The organism is Acinetobacter sp. YH12208, assembly GCF_013418055.1.
Lineage (GTDB): Bacteria > Pseudomonadota > Gammaproteobacteria > Pseudomonadales > Moraxellaceae > Acinetobacter > Acinetobacter pseudolwoffii.
Genome location: NZ_VPCT01000033.1, coordinates 1 through 6,982, shown reverse-complemented (window position 1 = coordinate 6,982; position 6,982 = coordinate 1). Strand labels below are relative to the sequence as shown.

At 36.8% G+C, this 6,982-nt stretch carries 7 protein-coding genes; 4 read left to right on the top strand and 3 right to left on the bottom strand.

The annotated features are described in order from the left end of the window. Both FTU95_RS14475 and FTU95_RS14470 read left to right on the top strand, forming a co-directional pair. Positions 1-842, top strand: an 842-nt coding sequence (locus FTU95_RS14475; RefSeq protein ID WP_180078855.1) for a MobA/MobL family protein, incomplete at its 5' end; no start/stop codon positions are given. Beyond that, entirely contained in the window at positions 839-1,348 is a 510-nt protein-coding gene (locus FTU95_RS14470) for a hypothetical protein (protein WP_136144375.1), read from the top strand. The genes FTU95_RS14475 and FTU95_RS14470, both read left to right, overlap by 4 nt. A gap of 429 nt (positions 1,349-1,777) precedes the next feature. Here FTU95_RS14470 and FTU95_RS14465 read toward each other — a convergent pair whose 3' ends face one another. Continuing rightward, positions 1,778-2,662 carry an Mph(E) family macrolide 2'-phosphotransferase gene (locus FTU95_RS14465; RefSeq protein WP_000155092.1) on the bottom strand — a complete coding sequence of 295 codons (885 nt, stop codon included), beginning with the start codon at positions 2,660-2,662 and terminating at the stop codon, positions 1,778-1,780. Positions 2,663-2,717: 55 nt separating this feature from the next. Beyond that, the gene (gene msr(E) / locus FTU95_RS14460) at positions 2,718-4,193 is read right to left on the bottom strand and encodes an ABC-F type ribosomal protection protein Msr(E) (RefSeq protein WP_000052512.1); all 1,476 of its coding nucleotides are present in this window, start codon (positions 4,191-4,193) and stop codon (positions 2,718-2,720) included. Between the two features lie 1,122 nt (positions 4,194-5,315). On the opposite strand from msr(E), the gene repM reads away from it, so the two are divergent. Both repM and FTU95_RS14450 read left to right on the top strand, forming a co-directional pair. Next, complete coding sequence (repM, locus tag FTU95_RS14455; RefSeq protein WP_004856439.1) at positions 5,316-6,239, top strand: replication initiation protein RepM; 924 nt, start codon at positions 5,316-5,318, stop codon at positions 6,237-6,239. Continuing rightward, a complete protein-coding gene (locus FTU95_RS14450; protein ID WP_004856442.1) occupies positions 6,236-6,532 on the top strand; it encodes a hypothetical protein in 297 nt (98 codons plus the stop codon). The genes repM and FTU95_RS14450 overlap by 4 nt, the downstream gene beginning before the upstream one ends. Here FTU95_RS14450 and FTU95_RS14445 read toward each other — a convergent pair. Then, positions 6,529-6,813, bottom strand: a complete 285-nt coding sequence (locus FTU95_RS14445; protein WP_004856445.1) for a hypothetical protein — start codon at positions 6,811-6,813, stop codon at positions 6,529-6,531. The genes FTU95_RS14450 and FTU95_RS14445 overlap by 4 nt on opposite strands. Positions 6,814-6,982: the final 169 nt, after the last annotated feature.

Here is a 6,982-nt window from a genome sequence, read left to right as displayed (position 1 = left end):
GAAAAGACGGTGTCGCCCATTCTGAAATTATCTCTAATTTAGATATTGAAATTGACCGTGGCGAACTTTGGAACTTGGCAGAAAAAACCGAGAACCGCAAAGATGCCCGAACCGCTAGAGAATGGGTGATTGCCCTGCCTGATGAATTAGACGCTGATCAACGTAAGGACTTGGCAAAAGACTTTGCCAGGTCCTTAGTTGATCGCTATGACGTAATCGCAGATTTAGCCATCCATGAACCGAGTAAAGGCGGTAATGATAAAAACCATCACGCCCATATCATGCTCACAACCCGAAAAGCCGAATTGGACGCAGACAAAAAACTCACTCTGACCACCAAAACCGATATTGAACTCAGCAACGCCAAACGAAAAAGCCTTGGTATGGGGACAACCCAAGAAGACATTAAGCAAATTAGAGAAACATGGGCAGAGTTAGCCAATAAAGCATTGGAACGTGCAGGCTACCGAGAAAAAATAGATCACCGCAGCTATGCCGATCAGAACAACGGACTACAAGCCACCATCCATGAAGGCACCAAAGTCACTCAATTACGCAGACAAGGCATAGACACTGAAATTAGCCGTTTCAATGACAACGTCAAACAGCAGAATACCCAACAACTTGACCAACAGAAACAGCAGAAAGAGAGCGTTTTACAGCGTGGTTTAAACCGTGTCGATCAAGGTTTTGAGCAATGGCAGAAGAACCAAGAAAGCAAACGCCTAGAACTGGAACGCCAAGCGGAAATGAAGCGACAGCAAGAATTAGATAAACAACGAGCCGAACAAGCAAATCGTAAGGCATCACGAGATTTAGATAATGATGGATGGTCACGATGAGTAACCAAAATGATGATTTAGACCTAGACGATCAGTTATATATTCTATTGGCATCTATGAAGGAATACAGAGAAGCCATAGCAGACGATAACAAGCGATTAGAGACGTTTTACAACGAAGTGGCTAGCGGAGTGCTCAATAAGGCTGAAAAGTCGCTAGAAAACGCAAATAAGAAGCATACAGGCGCATTGAACAACAGTATTCAGCATTTAAACCAAGTTACAGCTAAACTAAATGCAAAATTTATCCTGTTTTTTGCCAGTACTTTTGTGGCTTTGGTTCTCGTATTGCTTTTGGCTATATTTTTGTATGTTCCAAGCCTTGATGAAATTCAACAGCGCAGAGCAGATAAGAAAGCATTAGAACAATATGCACTTCAAATCAAAGTTGATGATGGAGAAACACTCGTCAGAATCATGACGAAAAAGCCGTGTTACTCATTCCAACCAAATAACGTCAAAGAAAAAACCTATGACTGGTGTCAGATCGACCCTAAAAAATACTAGATGATCGGTACTTTGCTTGGTTTTTCTCATTACTGATCAGATTACAGCAAGCGCAAAGTTGCCCGACTTTGAAACATGGCTAAAGCCATGTTTCAAAGCATCGAGCTGAAATTTCGTATAAGAGATTTTATGTTAAATTTTTTATATCAAAATTTCAAAGTGTACTGATGAGTACACTTTGAATGGGTTCTAACACCCGAATTTCGTATATGAGATTTTATGTTAAATTTTTTATATCAAAATTTCAAAGTGTACTGATGAGTACACTTTGAATGGGTTCTAACACCCGAATTTCGTATATGAAATTTTATGTTAAATGATTGTTAGAAATGCCCCTTGATCGAGGCATTTTCTATAAAGAATACTAAAAACTAATTAAAGCCAACCAAGTTTCAAAACAAGGCAGTTCTCAGCAATCATATTTTTAAATTATATAACTCCCAACTGAGCTTTTGCTCCAACGATAAGGCTTTCATTTTGAGTTTCTAAGGCAAATAAACCATACATCAAAGGAGAGGCCGCTGCTCTTTCTAAAGTCTGTTCATATAGTTTATTCCAAACTTTACCCCCTAGTTTTTCATACTCGATGATTAGAGTTTTGAGGCTTTCTTCTCCAAACAAAGTTACATGCCCAGCAAAATCAATCGCTGGGTCATCTATATGGGCTGTTGACCAATCAATAACGCCTGAAACAGCTCCATCCTTTGAAGCTAGTACATGCCCAGCATATAAATCGCCATGTATAAATTGGGTGAAATCTGCCCATAGAACATCATTATCCAACCATTTTCTGTAGCGGGTTTCCAATTGCTCACTTATACCAATTTCAGATTTTACTAACTGCAAATTGTTTGCTATTTCAGGTCTTAAATCTGAAGGTTTCATAATTTTCAAATCATTTTCCCGAACTTCTTTTTCAGGAATACTATGGATTTCAAATAAGGTTTTTGCCAAAGATGTTATGTATTTCGGGCTATCTTTGTCCATATTCCAAATTATTTCATAGGTTTCAGCATCCAAATTTAAAACAGGATTATCTTTAAGTATGGGATAAGCCACTAATTCTGTAGATGAAATTCTCCAATCAGGAACCTCTACAGAAAGATGTTTTTTTACCAATTCTAAAATGCGTTTTTCTTTCTTGATTTGTTCCCTCATGCCATCACGACGAGGAATACGCAGCAACCATTGTTGCCCCTTTGTATCAAGAGCAAAAACGACCTTAAAATCAATGCCCATTTCATTGAAATTCATTTTGTCCGTAAGCAACAAGCCGTGTGCTTCAGCAAGTGATTGAATATCTTGAATTGTCATTTTTAATTTCCTTTAAAGAGTTCAATAATTAATGTTCGGATTAGATTGGCTATCATTAACAATCTCTCTCAAAAGTCTTGATGATTTTGTGGTCTTTGATCTCGTAGATAATGTCAGCAATATTATCGACCAATTGCTTGTCATGAGATACGAAGATAATAGTTCCTGCATAGGACTTCATCATTGTTTCTAATGCGGCAATACTTTTTAGGTCAAGATAGTTTCCTGGTTCATCCATAAGCAAAATATTATATTTTCCTAAAAGCATTTTGGATAAAAGCAGTTTGATGATTTCACCTCCCGATAAGTCGGATAAGTTTTTTTGAATATCATTCGCTCCGATCCCCATTGAAGCCAATACTGCACGAATTTCCGCAACTGTGTACTCGCACTCTTCCTGCATAAAGGAGAGCACAGATTTATGCGTGTTAAATTTATATCCTGTTTGTGTAAAGTAGCCAATTTCAGCTTTTGGAGATATGGTTAATCCATCAGCACGTTCTGATATCATTTTTAACAAGGACGTTTTCCCTGTTCCATTCGATCCAGTTATAGCGACTTTAGCGCCAAGCGGTATTATAAAGTTAGCGTCATCAAAGATAGTACGGCTACCAAATTTTAAGCTCAGACCATCTGCCGTAATCGGGAACTTATTGTGCAGTTCTAGGGCTGAACTTTGACGAAAACGAATAGAACGCAAATGCTCTGGTGCTTGAATATCTTCTAATGCAGCCAAACGCTTTTCCATACTCTTAGCTGCCTGATACAGTTTTCTTTGCTTGGTGCCAGTCATTTTTGCATGCCCAAGTCGTCCAGCACTTTCGGTAGAGTTTTTGGATTTTTCTCCTTTTTTCTTATTGTCTAATCGATTAGCTTGCTGGCGTTTTTCTTGCACAGCAGATTCTAATCGCTCCCGTTCCTTCATCATCAGCTCATATTCTACGGCTTGGTGTTGTCGCTCTTCTTCTTTTTGACGCAAGTAATCCGAGTAACCACCCCAATATTCCGTAATTTTACCGTCTTTTAACTCCCATATCTTGTCTACAACCATATCAAGAAAATATCGGTCATGACTGATAACAAGTAATGCTCCATCAAATGCTTTAAGTTGACCAATAAGTAGATCTATTCCATTGAGATCAAGGTGGCTGGTTGGTTCATCCGCTAGAATGCCATGTACTTGTTGGGAAAATGCGGCAGCAATTTTTGCACGAGTTTCCTCTCCGCCACTCATTGTGTCGTTTTGTACATTGGAAACACCAAGGCGAGATAACATTGCCCGGTCTTCGACCGTTTCTATTTCGATTCCGCCCAGTTGGCTGATATGTGCAAAATCACCAAAACGCTGTAATGTCGCTTCGGCTAAAACAATTTCGCCATTAAGTACTTTGAGTAAACTACTCTTTCCTGCTCCGTTATCACCCACAAGACCAATACGGTCATAAGAGTGAATTTCCAATTCATCAATATCCAAAACATCACGCCCAGCATAATCCAAGCGTATGTTTCTCGCTTTAATAATTAAACTCATTTTTATTTACTCCTGTTTAGCTCTTGAAATTTTTTATGCAGCAAACAGGATTTAGGTGAAAACAAAAGCTAGCATCACAGTGTCCTCCCAAAAAAAAAGCTATTCATCCACAGGGTGGACAAATAGCTAGTCAATTAAGTTATAACTGGAAACTATGCACTAAAAGCATACTTATAAATTAAGCATACTTTTACTTTATATATCCGCATATATTCTTAAAGACACAACAAAAGCCCACCATTATAAAATAGTGTCACTATGCAAATAGTTGTGTCTTAACGAATGCGGATAGAATGCATAAACTTACCTAAAAAATAAAATTCAGTTTTATGATAACTTTACTGTTAAAAGAAGTCTAGACAACCTTGTTTTATGCTTGGATATAAGGCTTATTTTAAAATAATAGTAGTGAAGATTTTCTAAAATTAACATAATACACCTTATCCGAAATGCTTAGATATTTTCATTATCTTTCAATGTTATAGTCAATACTTAATAGCCCGAAACGTCATGCTCGGGCTTTTTTTATGATTCTTCACGTTCCACGACTAATATTTCATCAATGTTTCACAACTTTGATTAGCTCCAGTAAATAATTAAAACCTAGATAATAAGAACCGAGCGAGTGTCTACGAGCGATTGAGCATCATCAAAATTTCGACCTCGCTTTTTCTCTGATTACAAGCTCCCTTTCGATTTTAAACGGTAGTTACAGAGCATCCCGAATGGGTGCGAACTTTGGAGCTTTTGCTTTTCAAAAAGTATGAGCGAAGCGAATACATTACCAATGCTTTTGCTTTTAGATTTCATAAACAGGATTAACCAAAAACTGCCCCATGAAGCGAGGAACGAGCTTCAATAGAGTACGAGCTTTAGCGAGTACATAGGGCAGTTTTAAGCACTCCCCTCTTTTTAATATTTTTTAATTTTTTAATTTTTAGCCTCTACAATTAATTGATATATAAGAATAAAAATAGCAATAAGTACACCTTTATCTTGCAATAAGTACACCTTTATCTTGCAATAAGTACACCTTTATCTTGCAATAAGTACACCTTTATCTTGCAAAGTGACACTCAATAAAATAGAGTGTACTTATATATTTAAAAAACATGTGTGCTTATGAAAAAGGAACTAGTCGTTAAAGATAATGCACTAATAAATGCCAGTTATAATTTAGACCTATCAGAACAACGTTTAATACTGTTAGCCATACTTGAAGCTAGGCAATCAAATACACCCAATGATAAAGATTTGACGATTCATGCTGAAAGCTATATCAACCATTTCAATGTTCATAGAAATACAGCCTATAAAGTTCTTAAAGATGCTTGCAAAAGCCTATTTGATCGTAGATTTAGCTATCAAAAGCTGACTCAAAAGGGCAACATTGAGAATGTAATAAGTCGATGGGTACAACGAATATCTTATGTAGAAAATGAAGCTCTTGTTCGTATTAAGTTTTCTGATGATGTTGTACCGTTGATTACAAATTTAGAAAAACACTTCACCAGTTATGAACTAGAGCAAGTCAGCAGTTTAACTAGTGTTTACGCTATACGCTTGTATGAGTTGCTTATCGCATGGCGTAGTACAGGCAAAGTGACTATGGTAGAGCTAGAAGAGCTAAGATTAAAATTAGGCATAGAACCCAACGAATACAAGAGAATGGGGCAATTTAAAGAAAAAGTTTTACACCTTGCCATTGATCAAATTAATGAGTACACAGATATAAAAGCAGAGTATGAACAACACAAACGTGGTCGTTCAATTATTGGTTTTTCATTTAAGTTTAAGCAAAAATCACAGCCGAAAAAATTAGATTCTAAGCGTGACCCAAACACACCTGACTTTTTTGTCAAAATGACCGATGCACAACGCCATTTATTTGCCAATAAAATGTCAGAAATGCCTGAAATGGGGAAATATTCACAAGGTACAGAAAGCTACCAACAATTTGCTATCCGTATAGCAGATATGCTTTTAGAGCCTGAAAAATTCAGAGAGCTTTATCCAATATTAGAAAAATCAGGATTTCAGCCATGATTAAATTAAACAACCTATCAACTGATCTAAAACATGTGACCGTTGAATACCTCGACATCGTAAATTATGAAATTGCGAGGGAAAATATATGCGGTTATATCTTCCTATTATCTCGAATATCCAAAAATGCAGAACCCACCAAAAAAATGCAGATGGAAAGCAAAATACAGGACTTAATTTACTATCGAGATAATTTGCAGATAGAGGACAAAGACAATATTCAAAAGGTTTTAAATACGCTCATTCCCGAGTATCAAGCCGAACAGAACAACCAAACAGCTAAGAAAAATTAGGCTTCAATATCGGGCAAATCAAAAAGCTGTCTATCTCTATTTTCTGTTAAATATTCGTTGAGTTCAGCGAGTATTTTTTCTTTATTGGCTTCATTAGATTGCATCTTTTTAATTAAGTAAGAACCGAGCAAAATTTTACGTCTTGTATCGTCCTTTCTTTCTTGTTCCTTTTGCTTGGTTTTTTCTCTTGCATCAATAGCCTGTTTTTGAGCTTTTAACTGTTTCAACTTTTCTAATTGGGCTTCAATTTTCTTTTCGATATTTTCAGCAGATTTTGTCATAACGGTTAATTTCGGGATATAGAAAACCACTCAAGCATAAAACCCTATGAATTGAAATTCAAGCGGGCTATATGCTATCGTGTTTTTCATGAAATGCGCACTTACGACTTGGATTTCATCCAAGTCAAAGTTTGCGTAAGGGGTATCCCCTTAACCCCAAAAAACTGCT

Bases quoted from the DNA above. Each gene is read 5' to 3' on its own strand.
- FTU95_RS14465 (WP_000155092.1), bottom strand. From the start codon at position 2,662: ATGACAATTCAAGATATTCAATCACTTGCTGAAGCACACGGCTTGTTG.
- FTU95_RS14450 (WP_004856442.1), top strand. From the start codon at position 6,236: ATGATTAAATTAAACAACCTATCAACTGATCTAAAACATGTGACCGTT.
- repM (WP_004856439.1), top strand. From the start codon at position 5,316: ATGAAAAAGGAACTAGTCGTTAAAGATAATGCACTAATAAATGCCAGT.
- FTU95_RS14470 (WP_136144375.1), top strand. From the start codon at position 839: ATGAGTAACCAAAATGATGATTTAGACCTAGACGATCAGTTATATATT.
- FTU95_RS14445 (WP_004856445.1), bottom strand. From the start codon at position 6,813: ATGACAAAATCTGCTGAAAATATCGAAAAGAAAATTGAAGCCCAATTA.